Annotated in this window: 14 protein-coding genes; 9 read left to right on the forward strand and 5 right to left on the reverse strand. The window is 56.9% G+C overall.

What is annotated here, in order from left to right; translation table 11 throughout:
• From AC1D06_RS37905 to AC1D06_RS37930, 6 genes are all read left to right on the forward strand, one after another.
• The coding region (locus AC1D06_RS37905) for a hypothetical protein (RefSeq protein ID WP_477990757.1) at positions 1-790 on the forward strand (790 nt) is incomplete at its 5' end.
• A gap of 259 nt (positions 791-1049) precedes the next feature.
• On the forward strand, positions 1050-1673 hold the full coding sequence (mobA, locus tag AC1D06_RS37910; protein WP_477990758.1) for a molybdenum cofactor guanylyltransferase: 624 nt from the start codon (positions 1050-1052) through the stop codon (positions 1671-1673).
• 12 nt (positions 1674-1685) lie between these two features.
• A complete protein-coding gene (mobB, locus tag AC1D06_RS37915; RefSeq protein ID WP_477990759.1) occupies positions 1686-2210 on the forward strand; it encodes a molybdopterin-guanine dinucleotide biosynthesis protein B in 525 nt (174 codons plus the stop codon).
• A gap of 56 nt (positions 2211-2266) precedes the next feature.
• On the forward strand, positions 2267-2746 hold the full coding sequence (locus tag AC1D06_RS37920; protein WP_477876728.1) for a hypothetical protein: 480 nt from the start codon (positions 2267-2269) through the stop codon (positions 2744-2746).
• A gap of 2 nt (positions 2747-2748) precedes the next feature.
• A complete protein-coding gene (locus AC1D06_RS37925; RefSeq protein WP_477876729.1) occupies positions 2749-3135 on the forward strand; it encodes an acyl-CoA thioesterase in 387 nt (128 codons plus the stop codon).
• A 181-nt stretch (positions 3136-3316) separates the two neighbouring features.
• Positions 3317-3640 carry a PAAR domain-containing protein gene (locus tag AC1D06_RS37930; RefSeq protein ID WP_477876730.1) on the forward strand — a complete coding sequence of 108 codons (324 nt, stop codon included), beginning with the start codon at positions 3317-3319 and terminating at the stop codon, positions 3638-3640.
• 100 nt (positions 3641-3740) lie between these two features.
• On the opposite strand, the gene AC1D06_RS37935 is transcribed toward AC1D06_RS37930, so the two are convergent.
• The gene (locus tag AC1D06_RS37935) at positions 3741-5981 is read right to left on the reverse strand and encodes a cadherin-like domain-containing protein (RefSeq protein ID WP_477990760.1); all 2241 of its coding nucleotides are present in this window, start codon (positions 5979-5981) and stop codon (positions 3741-3743) included.
• Positions 5982-6731: 750 nt separating this feature from the next.
• Positions 6732-7706, reverse strand: a complete 975-nt coding sequence (locus AC1D06_RS37940) for a DUF3137 domain-containing protein (protein WP_477990761.1) — start codon at positions 7704-7706, stop codon at positions 6732-6734.
• 27 nt (positions 7707-7733) lie between these two features.
• On the opposite strand from AC1D06_RS37940, the gene AC1D06_RS37945 reads away from it, so the two are divergent.
• The 3 genes from AC1D06_RS37945 to uvrB all read left to right on the forward strand — a co-directional run bounded on the left by AC1D06_RS37945 (position 7734) and on the right by uvrB (position 12435).
• On the forward strand, positions 7734-7931 hold the full coding sequence (locus AC1D06_RS37945) for a hypothetical protein (protein ID WP_477990762.1): 198 nt from the start codon (positions 7734-7736) through the stop codon (positions 7929-7931).
• Positions 7932-7967: 36 nt separating this feature from the next.
• Positions 7968-9035: a hypothetical protein gene (locus AC1D06_RS37950; protein WP_477990763.1), complete on the forward strand. Its 1068-nt coding sequence runs from the start codon at positions 7968-7970 to the stop codon at positions 9033-9035.
• 199 nt (positions 9036-9234) lie between these two features.
• Complete coding sequence (gene uvrB / locus AC1D06_RS37955) at positions 9235-12435, forward strand: excinuclease ABC subunit UvrB (RefSeq protein ID WP_477990764.1); 3201 nt, start codon at positions 9235-9237, stop codon at positions 12433-12435.
• Between the two features lie 245 nt (positions 12436-12680).
• Here uvrB and AC1D06_RS37960 read toward each other — a convergent pair whose 3' ends face one another.
• The 3 genes from AC1D06_RS37960 to AC1D06_RS37970 all read right to left on the reverse strand — a co-directional run bounded on the left by AC1D06_RS37960 (position 12681) and on the right by AC1D06_RS37970 (position 15559).
• Positions 12681-12950 (reverse strand): antibiotic biosynthesis monooxygenase, encoded by a 270-nt coding sequence (locus tag AC1D06_RS37960; protein ID WP_477679788.1) that lies wholly within the window; start codon positions 12948-12950, stop codon positions 12681-12683.
• Between the two features lie 285 nt (positions 12951-13235).
• Positions 13236-14153: a DUF4435 domain-containing protein gene (locus tag AC1D06_RS37965; protein ID WP_477990765.1), complete on the reverse strand. Its 918-nt coding sequence runs from the start codon at positions 14151-14153 to the stop codon at positions 13236-13238.
• Positions 14150-15559 (reverse strand): AAA family ATPase, encoded by a 1410-nt coding sequence (locus AC1D06_RS37970; RefSeq protein ID WP_477990766.1) that lies wholly within the window; start codon positions 15557-15559, stop codon positions 14150-14152. Before AC1D06_RS37970 ends, AC1D06_RS37965 begins: the two co-directional genes overlap by 4 nt.
• Between the last annotated feature and the right edge of the window lie 256 nt (positions 15560-15815).

Raw genomic sequence — 15815 nt, forward strand, 5'->3', positions numbered from 1 at the left:
GGAAAAGGGGGGCAGCCTGTTCGTGTTCGAGCTCCCTCTCGAAGCGATGGAGCAGGTGTCAACGCTCTTCGACGATCCGGAAGACGCCGCGAAAGGTTTTGCGACCCAGGGCATAACGGTGACTGACCGAGAGCACATCAAGATCGCCAACGGAGAAATGGTTCCGTTACTGCATGGCACCCAAGAGCAGAATGGCATTGTCCTCGACAAGTGGATAGCGCTTTATGGTGGAAAAAAGACCGTCTTGATTACCTTTCAAGTTCCGCAAGAGAGTGCATTGGACCCAAGAGTTGTGAAAACGGCATACGCGTCCGTTTCCACAGGACCAGCGCCATCGCTTCATGAACAATTGTCGGTTCTGCCGTTCAAAATCGAAATCGCTGAGCCTTTCAACATCATAGATACCTTCGGTGGTAGCACTGTATCGATGATGGTCGGGAACAAGAACGTTGATCCCGAAGGGCTKCAGCCCATGATGACCGTGACGGAAGCACAGGTAAGCGGAGACTTATCGAATCTTGCGACACTGGCAGAGCGCGCCCTGAGAACAACGACAGGCTTCCGAGCGGCGAAGGTCACCATGGAGAAAGAAACTGCCTTCGCGGGCACAAATGGTTATCTGCTAAAGGGAACCTATAACGACAGAGGAAGAAAGAAGAGCTTCTTGCAGTATTTGGGCGTTAAAGGTACTCGGGTAATTCGTCTGCTCGGAAGCGCCGACGAAGAGAAGTTTGTCACGCTTCAAGCGACGATCGAGAAAATTGCCGCTTCTGTGACGTTGAAAGATTAGCTTACGCTTGCACGACAATACAGCGCGAGGCCGAAAGAGTTTCGCGACAGAAAATTTAGCTCCATACTTTTTGAACGGGACCTAGTCGATCTATAGACGATGAAGCACATCGTTCACGGATACGCTCAATGGCCCTCCATCCCAATCTCAAGGGCGCGCTGCGGATAACATCAGCCATGGCAAGTTTCACTGTAAACGGCGCCACGGTCAAGATTGTCACGCCGCCCATTAACACTGGACAGACTTCGAGGCAGTCGGCATGAGTGCGCTCTTCCCTGGAGTGATCCTGAGCGGCGGCAAGTCGTCGAGAATGGGCGAGGCCAAAGCGCTGCTGCCGTTCGGCAAAGGCCGCCTCATCGACCATGTCGCAAACCGCCTGCGCCCGCAGGTGAGCGAACTTCATCTCAACAGCAACGACCCGGCGATCGCGCTGCCGGCAATCCAGAGCTTCGGCGACCGTTTCATCGGCTTTCACGGCCCGCTCGCCGGCATCCATGCCGCGCTGGCGCATATTCGCGAATCCGGCGCCACAGCCAGCCATGTCGCGATCGTGCCGGTGGATGCACCGTTCTTTCCGCTCGACCTTATCGCCCGCCTGCAGGCAGCCCTCACCGGCCCGGATGATATCGCGCTGACCATGTCCGGCGGACAGCTGCATCCGGTCATGGGCCTATGGCCGCTGTCGCTCGAAGAGCGCCTCGGCGCGTGGCTGCAGAACCCGCCAACCCTCAAGGTCCGAGCCTTCCTGAGAGACCTGCCCGTCCACACGGTCATTTTTCCGTTCGTCACCACCGATTTCGGAGAACTCGACCCGTTCTTCAACGTCAACACAAGAGAAGACCTTGAATATGCGAGGAAAATACGCGATGCGAGCGACGTCTGAGAGGTTCGCTGCATGACCGCACCCAAAATCCTCGGCATTGCCGGGTGGAAGAATTCCGGCAAGACCGGCCTGACCGTCCGCCTTGTTAGCGAACTCATCGCCCGCGGCTACGTGGTTTCGACGATCAAGCACGCGCATCATGACTTCGACATCGACAAGGTCGGGGCCGACTCCTTCCGCCATCGCCAGGCCGGTGCCCATGAGGTGACGATCGTCTCCGGCACGCGCTATGCCATCATGCACGAATCGCGCGGCGCGCCCGAGCCGACCCTCGCCGAGGTACTGGCGCGGCTTGCACCGGCGGATATCGTGGTGATCGAAGGCTATAAGCGCGAGCCGGTGCCGAAGATCGAGGCTCGCCGCCTGGAGGCAAGCAGCCGTGAGCCGCTGGCGCCCACCGACCCCTATATCGCCGCCATCGCCGCCGACCATCCGGTGACGGACACCGACCTTCCGGTCTTCGATCTTGACGATACGGCAAGCATTGCCGATTTTGCCCTCGATACAATGGAACTCCCAAGAACCAAGACGCCATAGCCTTGCATTCAGCGCGATTTGCCTGTTGTCTGCAGCAAACAAGGAGGGAGTTTGCCATGCGCCATCTGGTCTTTGCTACACTGATCGCCATACCCTTGCCCGCGCTGGCCGCCGAGCAGTGCGATCATTGGACGGCCGGGATGCAGGAGGATGAAGGCGGCAGCGTCATGACTGCAAGCATCTGCGCCCCAGCCGGCAAGGACAAGGCCTACCTTTCCTTGACCTGCGGCGAACCGGGAAAACTCTCCATCCGCTTCCTGCCTGCCCCGACGAAGGGGTTCCCGCCAGGTGACAATTTCAAGGGCAAGCTCGAATTCTCGCTTGACCTGAAAATGTTCGACCTGCCCTCTGTCTACGAGGAGATGGATGGCGCCCTGGCCACGGACACAGAGATCGGCGCCCCCATGGTCGATATGTTGCAGCACGAGAAGCAAGTCACGGTTTCGGAAACCAGCGACCACGGGCCGGACGCGACCTTCTCCTTGAAGGGCTCGCGCGCCGCTTTCCAGAAACTCATCGCCGACTGCAAGAAATGACCATGACACCTGCACCGGATATCATCGGAGAACTGACGCTCAGGACGCTTGCCATGCCGGGCGACGCCAATGCCGCCGGCGACATTTTCGGCGGCTGGGTCATGGCGCAGATGGACCTTGCCTGCGGCATCCGCGCCGCCGAGCGCGCCCGCGGCCGCGTGGTTACCGTCGCCGTCAGGGAAATGGTTTTCCAATTGCCGGTGAAGATCGGCGACACGCTCTGTGTCTATACCGAGATCATCAAGGTCGGCCGGACATCCATCACGCTGAATGTCGAGACCTGGGCACAGCGCTATCTGTCGCACCAGATGGACAAGGTCACCGCCGCGGTATTCGTAATGGTCGCGCTGGATGCCGAGGGCAAGCCGGCCATGGTGCCGGAAGAATAGCGCATGCCTCCTGAAGCGGCGCCAGGTCGATAGCGGCAACTTGTATCGCAAATCCGCGTCTGCCTCTGATCGCCGTCGGTGCCACCTTCATTTTCCGCGGCTGAATGATAGTCTGTTGCAATCCTGCCGGATTGCTGCGTCATGATGCTGGAAACGCGTCTTTGAGATGAAAGCGAAGACTATGAAACGCTTGCTGCCCACCCTGCTCTTCCTGCTCATCCCGCTTGCGGCCCGGGCCGACCAGATCCCCGCCTGCGCGCTGAGCGGCTCGATGACGATGACGATCGGCGGCAAGCCGGCGCTCCGGCTCTCCGATGTCGCCAACTGCCCGAAAGAGCTCTACGACGTGATCAATTCCGTGCAGATAGACGGCCAGCCCATGGTGCATTTCAAGACAGGCATCGTCGGCAAGACCCGCTGTACCGCCGGCGGCAGCGTCACTGTCGATGTCGAGGGCAAGGCGGCGACATCGCTCGGCGATGTGAACTGCTCGGAGGCGAAGTAACGGACGTCGTAGCGGCTCCCCGCACAAACAGTCTTCGCGGCCACCGCTACAAGCCCGGCGCTTGCCGAGGCCGGCGATATGGCCGACCTCGGCAACACGCTCAGAGATGGAAATCCGCGTCGACAGGCTTATTACCCTCGACATCGATTGCCATATCAAAACCCTTGTGAGCGTCGTTGTTCAGGAAGATCGTGTAGTCCTTGCCATGCGTCTCGATATAGAGGCTGCCGATCGTGGCAAGCGCCTGCTTCTCGCTGGTGACGATCTTGAAGTGGTCATCCGCGCCGGTCTTGGTATTGGCGTCGATCGCTATGAGATCGATGATATCGTGCTGGGCATGCGAGAAATCCTCGATCACGTCAGCGGTCTTCGCGGAAGATCCCGTATCGCCCTTGCCGAACACGAAGGTATCGGCGCCGCTGCCGCCCCAGAGCTGGTCGATACCGGCACCGCCGGTGATCACATTGGCCAGGCCATTGCCGGTCAGCTTGTCCGCCTTGCCGGAGCCTGTCAGGTTCTCGATCGCGACATAAATATCGCCCTTGGCATCGCCGGTATTGTCGGAAGGCTTGAGCAGGCTGGCCGTCACGCCCTTCGTCGAGCCGGCATAGGAGACAGTATCCAGCCCAACGCCGCCATCCAGCCGGTCGGCACCCCCACCGCCTTCGAGAACGTCATTGCCGGTGCCGCCGATGAGCGTATTGCCTCCGCTGTCGCCAGTGAGACTGTCGGCAAAGCTGGAGCCGGTCAGGTTTTCGATCGAGACATAGGTGTCGCCCTCGGCATCGCCCGTATTGGCGCTCGGCTTCAGCAGGCTGGCTGTCACACCGGCTGTAGCGGAGGTATAGGAGGCTGTGTCCGTGCCGTCGCCGCCGTCCAGCGCGTCGGCGCCGGCGCCGCCGTCGAGAAAGTCATTGCCCGTGCCGCCACTGAGCACGTTGACGCTGCCGTCGCCGTAGAGCTTGTCGCCAAGGTCGGAACCCCTAAGATTCTCGATCGACGAATAGGTGTCGCCATGCGCATCGCCGAGATTGATGCTCGGCTTCGCCAGGCTCGCCGTCACCGCCAATTTCGCATCCTCGTAGGAGGCTGTGTCGTTGCCGTCGTCGCCGGAGAGAATGTCCGTCCCCGCGCCGCCGACAAGGGTATCGTCGCCGGCGCCGCCATACATCGTATCATTGCCGGCGAGGCCGAGAGCGTTGTCGTTGCCGCCGAGGCCGAAGATGTAATTTCCCGCCGTGTCGCCGGTCAGCGCATCGGCGGAATCATCCTCCTCGGTTCCGTAGATCGCGGTCGTGCCCTGGATGTTGATGGTGATGGTGTCGACATCTCCACCCGCGGTCTGGACGCTGAACGTGTCCTGCGTCGTGTCCCCGTTCGCAAGGTTGGCGACGGCAGACGAGTCGAGATTATAGGTCCAGGTCCCATCTGCGGCGACCGAGAAGGTACCATAGCCCTGATCCGAGGTCTGTCCTGTCACGGCCACCAGGGCCGTCGAACTGTCAGGATCGGAAACATCTAGCGTACCGCTGACACTGGTTTTCAGCAGCGAGCGGACCGTGCCGGTCTCAGTGCCTGAGAAAGTCGCGGGATCATCGACATTGTCAACCGTGAATGTGTAGGTCTGGGTATCCGAGACAGCACTGTGCGGATCTCGGACCTGGATATCGAAGCTCGCCGTTGCCGCATCGTCGCCATTCTGGTGGAATGTCACGAGACCGTTGTCAAATTGCTGCTGCGTAAACGAGGTGACCTTGGTGGTACCGACCTGCACATATCCGTGCTGCAGATTGCTGACGAGATAAGTCAGGCTGCTGTCATCATTGTCGAACCCATATATTTGCCCGGTCGAAAATGCGTCCGAAGTCCCGCCCTCTGTGATATGCGGCAGATTGGCTGGGTTATCCTGGCCGCCGAGCGACAATGCCGGGGCGTCGTTAACCGCGGTCACAGCGAACTTCAGCGTGCCCGTGGCCGGGATGCCCGAGGCATCCACGACCGTCACATCGAAACCGGCTCCTGAAGATACGTTTTCGTCGCCGTCATGCACAAAGGTGACCAGGCCGGCCTTGAGCTGCGCTCCCGTAAAGGTCAAACTGTCCGATGCGACGCCATTGACCATCAATGTCCCATTCAGCACATTGCTGATGGTGAAGACGACATCGGAGTCCACAGTGCCCGGATCGTCCGTATAGGACATGGCGCCGGACTGGGTGGTGAAGGTAAAGGTTCCGCCCTCTGCCATTGTWATCTTCGACGCAATCGTCAGGACTGCCGGGTTGGTATCTCCTGTGTCATCCATCGGTGACACGCCACCGGCGGCTTCAATATTTGCGGACATTTCGAAATCTCCTAATCGGGCGAAAGCGCACGCAAAACTTTTCCGCAATCGATTCGTTATCAACTAGCGCGAGCTTGGCCGCGGATGGTTAACAATGTTCTGCGCCCCCGCCCGATTTTTCACATGCCATGGCGAATGCGCATCAAACGGGGGAGCCGAGTGCGGGAGGACACATGGCCTGCCAGCCTCTTTGACAGAAGACTACAACATCCGACATTGCGCGGAGATGACCTGTCACCGGCGCGCCGCCAATTCGAGACAAAGCCTGCAACCATGGGATATGCTTTTGAAGGCATATCCGGACGGTGAGATTGCCGTCTCAAACAGATTCGACAGGCGGGGCAACAGGCCCGGTTTGACGGCGATTGGAGACCTGGATTGATAGGCGGCAAGGTGGCGGCAAGCGGCGGCAAGGAAATGCTTTCCGCCTGTTTTATTCAATAGAATCAATAACTACGGCGGAAACGGCAAGCAAAAGGCGGCAAGGGCGGCAAGCAGCTGTCAGCCATTGAAATCATTGAGGCGGCAATGGGCGGCAAGCGGCGGCAAGGGGGGCTCTCCTACGGAGAGAGGGCGCGCTTGCCGCCGCGCATCTCTCCGGGAGGATGGAACGCAGCAGCCGCATGCGATGGGAGCGGACGACATCGATCTGCTTTAGGAAGGCTGTTAAAGGCGCGGGAGCCGAGCGGTCTGGATCGCAGGGAACTTCGCCCGCAAGGTGCAGGCAGGCAATGGAGTGGCGCGCTCGATTCAGAAGTTTCCGCCCGCGACGCCGACCTTGCTGATCAGATGCGCAATGGCAAGCAGCACGACCATGTCGCGGATCATCGGCTCGACGTCTTGCCTATAGTCCACGTCCTGCAGGATCGACGGCACATGGAAATAGTCGCGGTCGGCCGGCAGCAGCAGGAAACATTCCGGGCCTCGCAATGCGATGCGCGCCTCCCCGGATTGCCAGTTGCGCTTCAGGTATTTCAGCGCTGCAATCAACGCCCCTTCGACGATCGCTCTTGCCGCCGGTTCGTTATCGGTATGGATCGCATAGGCCGCATCGATCTCGGCATCGCCGGATGTGATCGTGTCCTCGTTGCCGCCGAACGTGTCGTGAACCCACTCCTGCAAGACGTTACCGCGGCGGGCGGCAACGAGCAGGCCAGGAAACTCGGGCTTGACGGCAAAGCGAAAGATCAGTCCCCGGAACACCGTCGTCCTGTCCTTGCCGCTGCCAACCTGGAGCCTGGATTCGACCATTTCGAAGCGGAGCCCATCATGCGTGCCGCTGATGAGATCGTCATTCTCGCTGTGGTTGAAACGGACCAGCTTCATGCTCTTGATGTCGTTGAGGAGACCCGCTGGCGCCCGGCCCTGATTGTACTCCACGCCGTCGATGAAGCCGAACACCACCGGCAGCAAGCGGTGGCGCAGGCCGAGCTGATAATCCTTCACCGGTTGCCAGGCAAAACCCCAGACCCACCAGCCGCAGACCGTCACGACGGCGACGACGAAAGCAAGCGGATTGTGCTTGCCGTGGTCGCTGCCGTGCAGCAGCAGGTAGACGAGAAACAGCAGCACGAGCGCATAGGCGCCCATATAGAGCCCGACCTGGATATAGGCCTGACGTTGGACCGCCGGCCGCTCGGCATTGTATCCGGCGATCTCCCCCTGGATTTTCGCCAGCCGGGTCTCGTCCGGCATGTAATGTTGCGGATCGCTCAGGCTGTCCATCTGTTCAATTCCGGGAATACCGAAGCCATGCGTTACATTCACGCACCAGCGGAGCTCTTTATTCATGGTTCATGTCTGGCAGCATCGGCAAGCAGCAAGAGCGCCTCCGAAGACAACGCGGATATGAAGCGCCAGCAGCAGCCGACCATATCCGCAGGCAACAACCACCATCTGCACGCAAAAAAATACACGCCTCTCTTTACATCAATTGCATTCATGCCATAGTCATTTTCAATCATTGCTTGCGGGAGGGGAGTCCACATGTTCGGTTCACAAGTTCTTGATACGGGGATCGGTCTGGCGCTGTTGTTCGCCTTCATGAGCCTCATCGCAACCAGTCTGAACGAAGCTATCGAAACTATAGTGAAAGCGCGCGCCAAGCAGCTGGAACAAGGCATTCGCAACATTCTTGACGACCCGCATGGGACTGAGGGGATCGCGGAGAAATTCTTCAACAATCCGGTTATCAGCATTCTCTATGACGGGGTTTATGACACCGGAAAACTTGTCACCGATGAATTGCGCTCCACCGCCGCCTTGAATGTCACAGGAACAGGCAATCTCAAAACAGTTGCGCTTAATGACGCTGTCAAAGACCGCCTGAAAGACAGGAGTGCAAGGGCATTAAAATTCGACGGCGTCATCCCGTCTTATGTTCCGAAGGCCAATTTCGCCCTGGCGGTCTTGCAGATGGCATCCCAGAACGGGGCTCCGACGATCGCGAATATCCGGGCCTCCCTTGGGCAGAACGGTACGTCACCACTCAAGAACACCAAATTGGGACCACTTATTTTGCAGGCGCTTGATGCTGCTGACAACGACTTGAAGTCAGCCCAGCAATACCTGGAAAGCTGGTATGATGCCAGCATGGAAAGAGTAACAGGTTGGTACAAACGACGCACCCAGGGTATCCTATTCGTCATCGGGCTTGCTGCCGCTATCATTTTGAATGTCGACGCTATCCAGGTCGGAAGATCGCTGATGTCCGATACATCTATGCGCCAAGCAGTTGTCGCACACGCGGCAAACCTAAAAGGAGATGCTGCCGCGGACATTGACATGGCCAAAAAAGCAATAGATGCAATCGGCCTTCCGATCGGATGGACTGACACACCGCAATTCGCGCACGGTCCCAAACTCAGTTGTGTCAGCGTTGGATGCCTCAATGATTGGGCCTGGGTCTCGATCGCTTCGTCAATGGCGCTCGGATGGCTCATCACCGCTTTGGCAATCATGCTCGGAGCGCCGTTCTGGTTCGACTTGCTTAGCAAACTCATGCAATTGCGCTCTACCGTTAAAACGGATGACAAAAACAAGAAAACGAAGTAGGCGCGCAAGTTGTCCGGTTTTTTGACGCGATGTCATCCCACCGCGCCAAAATACATGTCCCGGAGCGAAAGCTGCGAGGGAGGCGTACTGCCAGTCTCCCGGTTTCAAGCGAACACTGCTGCCAGAAACTGTCAGCAGCGTCTCGATTTAAAACGTTCGCGGCCTTTATTTTATTCGGTTTCCGCGCCATATATTGCTCATGGCCAGATCCCCGAAAAACACTCCGTCCGGCTTCGAAGAAGCCCCGCAAGCGCCCTTCGAAGGCGAGCCTCTGTCCGGCTCCGTGTCGGACTGGGTGAAGCAGCTCGAACGCGAGGCTGAGCAGGCGTCGCGCGGCGAAAGCATGCGCGACATCCGCTCCAAGGCCGGCAAGCACAGGAAATCCGTCGAGAATGACGCCCGCAGGATGCAGGAAAGCGGACTGGTCGACAAGCGCTCCTCGCGCGGCGCTTCGCTGGGCGGCTCCAACGATCCGCGCACCCGCGCTGCGGCCGGCCTCAACCCGGTCGCCGGCCTCGATATCTCTCTCGAAGACGCAGAGCGGCTGAACGCGGAGAGCAAGGCCAAGCAGAAGAAGTCGGCAAAGAAATCGTCTGTCGTCGAGGAAGAGGCTGACGACAACCAGGCCGCCGGCGCGGTCACCGCCACGGTCGCGGCGCTGTCCAAGCTGATCGAATCCGGCAATCCGCTGTTCAAGGACGGCAAGATCTGGACGCCGCACCGCCCTGCCCGGCCGGAGAAATCCGAAGGCGGCATCGCCTTCCAGATGGTCACCGACTATGCGCCGAACGGCGACCAACCCGGCGCCATCCGCGACCTGACCGAAGGCCTGACCACCGGCGAGCGCAACCAGGTCCTGCTCGGCGTCACCGGTTCCGGCAAGACCTTCACCATGGCGCAGGTGATCGCCGAAACCCAGCGCCCCGCCATCATCCTCGCTCCCAACAAGACGCTGGCCGCGCAGCTCTATTCCGAATTCAAGAATTTCTTCCCGCACAACGCGGTCGAATATTTTGTCTCCTACTACGATTACTACCAGCCGGAAGCCTACGTCCCGCGCACCGACACCTATATCGAGAAGGAATCGACCATCAACGAGCAGATCGACCGGATGCGCCACGCCGCCACCCGCGCGATCCTCGAGCGCGACGATTGCATCATCGTCGCCTCGGTCTCCTGTATCTACGGTATCGGCTCGGTCGAGACCTATACGGCGATGACCTTCCAGATCGAGATCGGCGACCGCGTCGACCAGCGCCAGCTGCTCGCCGACCTCGTGGCCCAGCAATACAAGCGCCGCGAGATGGATTTCCAGCGCGGCAGCTTCAGGGTCAGGGGCGACACGATCGAACTCTTCCCGGCCCACTTGGAGGATGCCGCTTGGCGGATCACCATGTTCGGCGACGAGGTCGAGGCGATCACCGAATTCGACCCGCTCACCGGCCAGAAGACCGGCGACCTGAAAAGCGTGAAAATCTACGCCAACAGCCACTATGTGACGCCCCGCCCCGCCCTCAACTCGGCGATCAAGTCGATCAAGGAAGAGCTGAAGATCCGCCTTGCCGAACTGGAAAAGGCCGGTCGCCTGCTCGAAGCCCAGCGCCTTGAACAGCGCACCCGCTACGATCTCGAAATGCTCGAAGCCACCGGCTCCTGCCAGAGCATCGAAAACTATTCACGCTATCTCACCGGCCGCAAGCCCGGCGAGCCGCCGCCGACTTTGTTCGAATATATCCCCGACAACGCCATCCTGTTCATCGACGAAAGCCATGTCACCATCCCGCAGATCGGCGGCATGTATCGCGGCGACTTCAGGCGCAAGGCGACGCTGGCCGAATTCGGCTTCCGCCTGCCCTCCTGCATGGACAATAGGCCGCTGCGCTTCGAGGAATGGGACGCCATGCGCCCCGAAACCGTCGCCGTCTCGGCGACCCCGGGCGAATGGGAAATGGAGCAGGCCGGCGGCGTCTTCGCCGAACAGGTCATCCGCCCCACCGGCCTGATCGACCCGCCGGTTGAGGTCCGCCCGGCCCGCAGTCAGGTCGACGACGTGCTCGGCGAAATCCGCGAGACCAGCCTCAAGGGCTATCGCACCCTGGTGACGGTGCTGACCAAGCGCATGGCCGAGGACCTGACCGAATATCTCCACGAACAGGGCATCCGCGTCCGCTACATGCACAGCGACATCGACACGCTGGAGCGCATCGAAATCCTCCGCGATCTTCGTCTGGGTGCCTTCGACGTGCTGGTCGGCATCAACCTGCTGCGCGAAGGCCTCGACATTCCCGAATGCGGCTTCGTCGCCATCCTCGACGCCGACAAGGAAGGCTTTTTGCGCTCGGAGACGTCCCTCATTCAGACCATCGGCCGCGCCGCGCGAAATGTCGACGGCAAGGTCATCCTCTATGCCGACCATGTGACCGGCTCGATGGAGCGCGCCATGGGCGAGACCTCCCGGCGCCGCGAAAAGCAGATGGCCTGGAACGCCGAACACGGCATCACGCCGGAATCGGTCAAGGCCAAAATCTCCGACATTCTCGACTCGGTCTACGAGAAGGACCATGTCCGCGCCGATATCGGCGTCAAGGGCGTCAAGGGCGGCGCCACCGACCTGGTGGGCGGCAACATGCAGGCCCATCTCAACGCGCTGGAAAAACAGATGCGCGACGCCGCTGCCAACCTCGACTTCGAAGCCGCCGCCCGCCTGCGCGACGAAATCAAACGCCTCAAGGCCGTCGAACTCGCCATCATGGACGACCCGATTGCACGGGAAGAACAAAAGGCTCTGGAGGCCAAGGGTTCGAAGCTCGCAAACGGCAATAAAGGACCTGGGCGCCGCCACGAGTCGATCTCCCCCCTTGAGGGGGAGATGTCCGGCAGGACAGAGGGGGGTTCCGCACCCTCCCACTCCGGCGACATACCCCCCTCTGCCCCTAACGGGGCATCTCCCCCTCAAGGGGGGAGATCATCCGCACCCTCATCGCTCTTCAAAAAACCCGACCTCGACAACATGGGTCCCGGCACCGACCTGGAACGCCCCGTCCGCTCGCAATCCCCCAAGGACCGTGGCGAAGAACGAGACGGCTCCCTCTTCCACAAGCCAACAATGGAGGACATGCGCACCGACCCCACGCATCACTCCCCACGCGGCGAATCCCTCTTCAAGCGCAACAATCTCGACCAGATGACCGTCCGCCGCACCGAAAAACCGCTGGCCGCCAACCCTCTGCCGGAAAAGCCGCTCGACCCGAAAGCCAAGACCAAGGCGCGCACCGACACCGGCCCGAAGGACGACGGCTTCCGGCCCATCATCCGGGCAAAATCGGGCGTGGGCAGCTATGAGGAACCGGCCGACAGCCGCAAGAAGGGCAAGGGGAAGTCAGGTAAGCCGGGGGCGTGACCGAACACCCCTCACCAACTTCGGCCAAGGGTTCGCAAGTGCTCACCCGGCCTTCGTATCCTCTCCCACAAGGGGCGAGGAAAACCCGTCGCACCGCCTCGAAAAAGCATCAACGTCGCGCTTGCCGCAACGCCGCAACACGCACCCTTCCTCGCCCCTTGCGGGAGAGGATAGTAAGCCCGCGAGAGGCGTAGCCGATCGCTTGGGCGCACTTGGTGAGGGGTGATCTCAACGCTCAACCCTGCTCACGCCTTCTCCGCAAACCACACCGTCGGAGCACCAACAACGCCACTGCTCTCCATCGCCTTTCCAAGTTCTTCGAGCTTGGTAAACGCGTGCGCCGCATCCGCAGTGGCGAAATCATGGATCACCGTCACGTCATTGGGGTCGTCGAGGGACCGAAAGACGGATTCGGCGATCACGCCATTTGCCTTTTGCACCGGCGCAAATGAATCGTAGGCCTTCCGCCAGGCCGCGTAATCGGAAACCTGATGCCGCACGAACACTCTCGTCATGTCACGCTCCTCCCGGTTGAAATCCCATCAATAACGCCGTCACGCATCCGCAAGGCGGCCGCATTGGACCGATGCCGACATATCAAATGTCGAGCCAGCTACGCTGCGCCTGAGGCGCAAACCCGCGCCGGGTATAGTTTCCGTATGCTGCTGGTCTTGCGCTTGCGGAAGTCTGTTTTATATCACGGAAAGTATACTTCGACACCATAAATTGTCGGCATGAAGACACACTTAGCTAAGGCGCGAAAGCGTATCACTTCTGCCGCTTGAAAGCGAAAGTACAGACTAGCGCCTAACCGCAGCACGTATCACAGACAAACTATTTAGAACACTTTCGGGAGGATCAACAACTTCCGCAAATTGGAGCATAAAATTTCGAGAATTCAGCTCCATCTTCATCCGAAGTGGTTTTCCATTTAGCTTTATCGCCTTATCGTAGTCACGTGATATTTGCTTGAATAGGCTTACAATAAATTGCAAAATCAGTTTGCCCCTTACCACTAACTCTGTGGCGTCTCGTCTAATTGAACGAATACAACGCGAAACCTCGGAGTAACTCAATTTTAAATTGCAGTTCAAACTATCCAGGCAAACCCTACAATCTACTTTTTTATTTACCAGCCGCCCGTCCCTAAATTCAAAGAAATCAACAAAATGAAGTTTATCCATTTCGATATCTTCATCCTTAGACCTCAAGCAAATTGCGTAAGCCATTACTCTGCGTGCGCCCTTGGCGAAATTTAACATGTCAATTTCAATGCGCCCCCCAATTTCCTGCAAAACCGGATCAGACTCATTAAGTTGAAAATGCTTTCGCACCAATCTTATTATTCCTTTAAAATCGAAAGCATAGCTCTCAATTGAATAGCCTGCAGTTGCGAATACATTTTCAGGATATTTCTCGATGCCGATATACCTATCATGGTCAGAATCGATGAAGAAAAAAATATTTCTTGTACTTCCAAAAGCTTCGATAGTTCGTTCGTATAACCCCAAGACGCCTCCCTTCCCATCACARACGATTGGCCTGAAAGTGACTCCTGAAAGCTCTTTTTCAAAAAATACTGAATAAAACTCTTCATCTTCCTCGCCTTCGAATGCCGCGAAGAAGTCAAACTTGCCCACATCGATCGATGTCCGGAGCTTGTGCCATGCAGCCTGCGGAGTTTTGCGGCGGTGGCGTAGTGTCTCAAGATAGCTCATGACGCTGCCGATGTGCGCTCAAGGAGATCGACAGCATGACGATCTAACTCGTTTTCAAATATGAATGGTGAATGGGTTACAGCAGCGATCAACTTGCACGTATCTAGCCGTGAGATATCGCTTAGGAACCGTTGCTGCCAGTCAACAGAAAGCGAGAGCTCTGGCTCATCAATAAAAATATAGTTTGCACGCTCGCCATCAAGTAGAAGATGAGAAAAGAGACTGACGATTTGCTTCTCTCCGGAAGACAATTCTTCCAGTTCAACCGATCTTCCAGAGCTTCTTTTTACCAACAACTTATATCCAATGGTATCGAACTCAAAAAATTTTCCATATAGATAGGAATTGCATATTTCCACAAATTTTAAAATTGGAGCCTCCAATTGCGAAATATTCTTTCCTATATCCAATAAATAAGCCACATAGTGAGCAACGTATTTTTCATTTTCCTCAAGATCCACATGAGAATTTATCTTTTTAACAACATCAACAAGCTTACCTCTATCTTCTACGCTGATTATTGAATTGTCTATCTTGGCAAAAACGCTATTTATCTCCTGATCGTCTATATATCCGCTCTCTATTTGACGATACTGACTCGCCTCATTTCTAATAACGTCTCTCAGATATTTCGCGGTGAGATTGTTAACCTGAGAAAGCGCATATCCCCTTATATTATCCAGCCGATCTTTGATCTTGTGAGCTACATCTTCCATTCCGAACTGGACAAGCTCTATGTAGGTCTGGCTTTTGGTGTTTTCTCTTAGCCGGAGAAGCTTTCTCTGAAGCTCATCTTCAATTTCCGGAAAAACCTCCTTTACGTCTCTTTCGATACGCCGATAGGTTGGAAGATAGAGTATCCTTCCCTTCAGGTTAGATGATATAAACTCGTCAACCTCGGATACGATATTTCCCTTATCTTGTAGTGGCAGTTCATCCTGAACAGATAGTCGAAAATACCGATAGAAGTCCTCGGCAAGGTGCAAAGGTATGTTGAATTTGTTTTTGACTTTTTGTATCACTTCGCTGGGGTGGTTTTTGTAGGAGGAACCTTCCTTTTCAGCTTCCGCCGTTAAGAAAGCAAACAAATCGAGCTCCAAAGAAGCAGGAACACGAAATCTATGTGAAATTTTCCGTTTTCTAGTGCGCCATTCTAAGAAATACTCGATCTCAGAGCGTTCAACACGCAATACTTTCCCACCATCTCCCACTCTTATTGCAACAGAATGAAAATCCTGCTTCGTCAATTTCACCCACTGCTGACTCACAAAGTAATAAAATATATTTAGAATTGTACTTTTGCCAAGACCGTTATATCCGACGATAATTATCCGATTGTCGAAGATGGGTATTCGAACGTCAACCTCTCCGAAGAGTTTCGTTATCTCCAATTCGGTGATGTTCATTCAGCGCTCCTCAATGAACTCTTTTCGATCGGCCGGCTCAAGGCTTTGCCATCCCAAATCGCACGTACTGATGCAGAATCTTCCTTCCGAGACTTCCAGAAGGCCGCCACATGCGGACGCACTTTTTTCATATTGAACATCGACGTTCGACATAATTCAAGCTAAAATTGCACACCCGAAAACGCAAACGTTGTTACGCGTCTGATGCTACTCGCATAAGCCAAGTCAGCTCATATTTGGCGCGAGTGTTGTATTG

The sequence above is a fragment of the Rhizobium sp. P2_G2 genome (genome assembly GCF_056403555.1).

What these genes read in the sequence shown, in the direction of transcription:
- mobA (WP_477990758.1), top strand. Translation starts at nt 1,050, where the DNA reads ATGAGTGCGCTCTTCCCTGGAGTGATCCTGAGCGGCGGCAAGTCGTCG.
- mobB (WP_477990759.1), top strand. Translation starts at nt 1,686, where the DNA reads ATGACCGCACCCAAAATCCTCGGCATTGCCGGGTGGAAGAATTCCGGC.
- AC1D06_RS37920 (WP_477876728.1), top strand. Translation starts at nt 2,267, where the DNA reads ATGCGCCATCTGGTCTTTGCTACACTGATCGCCATACCCTTGCCCGCG.
- AC1D06_RS37925 (WP_477876729.1), top strand. Translation starts at nt 2,749, where the DNA reads ATGACACCTGCACCGGATATCATCGGAGAACTGACGCTCAGGACGCTT.
- AC1D06_RS37930 (WP_477876730.1), top strand. Translation starts at nt 3,317, where the DNA reads ATGAAACGCTTGCTGCCCACCCTGCTCTTCCTGCTCATCCCGCTTGCG.
- AC1D06_RS37940 (WP_477990761.1), bottom strand. Translation starts at nt 7,706, where the DNA reads ATGGACAGCCTGAGCGATCCGCAACATTACATGCCGGACGAGACCCGG.
- AC1D06_RS37945 (WP_477990762.1), top strand. Translation starts at nt 7,734, where the DNA reads ATGCGTTACATTCACGCACCAGCGGAGCTCTTTATTCATGGTTCATGT.
- AC1D06_RS37950 (WP_477990763.1), top strand. Translation starts at nt 7,968, where the DNA reads ATGTTCGGTTCACAAGTTCTTGATACGGGGATCGGTCTGGCGCTGTTG.
- uvrB (WP_477990764.1), top strand. Translation starts at nt 9,235, where the DNA reads ATGGCCAGATCCCCGAAAAACACTCCGTCCGGCTTCGAAGAAGCCCCG.
- AC1D06_RS37960 (WP_477679788.1), bottom strand. Translation starts at nt 12,950, where the DNA reads ATGACGAGAGTGTTCGTGCGGCATCAGGTTTCCGATTACGCGGCCTGG.
- AC1D06_RS37970 (WP_477990766.1), bottom strand. Translation starts at nt 15,559, where the DNA reads ATGAACATCACCGAATTGGAGATAACGAAACTCTTCGGAGAGGTTGAC.